The organism is Domibacillus robiginosus (assembly GCF_000966195.1).
Taxonomy (GTDB): domain Bacteria; phylum Bacillota; class Bacilli; order Bacillales; family Domibacillaceae; genus Domibacillus; species Domibacillus robiginosus.
On sequence record NZ_LAHL01000100.1, the window covers coordinates 1 to 1,165 of the forward strand.

Consider the following 1,165-nt stretch of genomic DNA (forward strand, 5'->3'; position numbering starts at 1 on the left):
TTGAACAAAAAATTAGCGCCGCATTCCTCTTCGAAATCTCCGATTTAGTGGGGGTTAGGCGCTAAGGTCTTAATTTTTCCCATTCTTCTATATATTTTTTCATTAGGCCTATTGCGCTTCTTACTTATCATTATTCATAATGATTCTCTTTGGATATTTACAATGATGCCATGTCCTTTATCATCCGGGTAATCAAATACTAACGGCCTGACAACCAAATCGATTGTATCGGCAGTAGAAAAACTGATTCACGCAACCAAATCAAACCCTCTTCCAAAATACAAAGAGTTTAACGAACGTTTTTACAAGTTTCCTTCCTACTTCCGCAGAAGTGCCATTGCTTCCGCTTGCCATGAAATTATCAAATTTGCGGCAAAGCATGGCTGTGACGTCATCGTATTCGAATACCTGAGCAGAATGAAAACTCCAAAGGGGTTCTACAGAACCAGGAAACTTCGCTTCAAACTTCACGGGTGGCAGAAAACAGGCATCCAGAACAAATTGGAAGAAATGGCGAACTGCCTCGGCATGCGCATTTCCCGCGTCAATCCGCGAAACACCAGCGCCCTGGCGTTTGATGGCTCCGGAAAAGTGGAACGGAACCTGAAAAAAGACCTTGCCGTTTTTTTAAACTGGCAAAGTCTATCACGCGGATTTATCCGCTTCGTATAATATCGGCGACCGCTACTTCATTCGGGCTTTCGGAGGAAGCTTAATCAGCTGATGCTGTACTGTATTCAAGATAAGGGATGCTCCATCAAAATCTTTGATTTAGGTGGAGAGGTTCACAATAATCAATATAGCAAGCTTCAATTCTTTACTATTAAAAGATGGAACCTGTTTTTTAGTTACTGTCCATCTTTAAATACAACATATTGGCTGCGCGATATTTGAACTAAATAAACCATAGCGAATTGAAATAACCTGTTTGTTATGTCCGTCAAATAAGGGGAAAGCAAAGGTGATTTAGTATGGAATTCAAAATAACTTAAAATATTTTTGAAAAGGTATTGATTTATAATGTCATAGATGATATTCTATTTTAGCTGTCGTTAGTACAAACTATTCCGCAGTAGCTCAGTGGTAGAGCAATCGGCTGTTAACCGATCGGTCGCAAGTTCGAGTCTTGCCTGCGGAGCCATTTTAACACTCTATCAAATATAAG

Annotated in this window: 1 protein-coding gene and 1 tRNA gene; both read left to right on the plus strand. The window is 40.0% G+C overall.

Translation table 11 applies throughout. The annotated features are described in order from the left end of the window. Positions 1-408 precede the first annotated feature (408 nt). Positions 409-672 (plus strand): hypothetical protein, encoded by a 264-nt coding sequence (locus tag VP97_RS22975; RefSeq protein WP_245629975.1) that lies wholly within the window; start codon positions 409-411, stop codon positions 670-672. Positions 673-1,066: 394 nt separating this feature from the next. Then, positions 1,067-1,141 (plus strand) — tRNA-Asn (locus tag VP97_RS22980). Positions 1,142-1,165 lie beyond the last annotated feature (24 nt).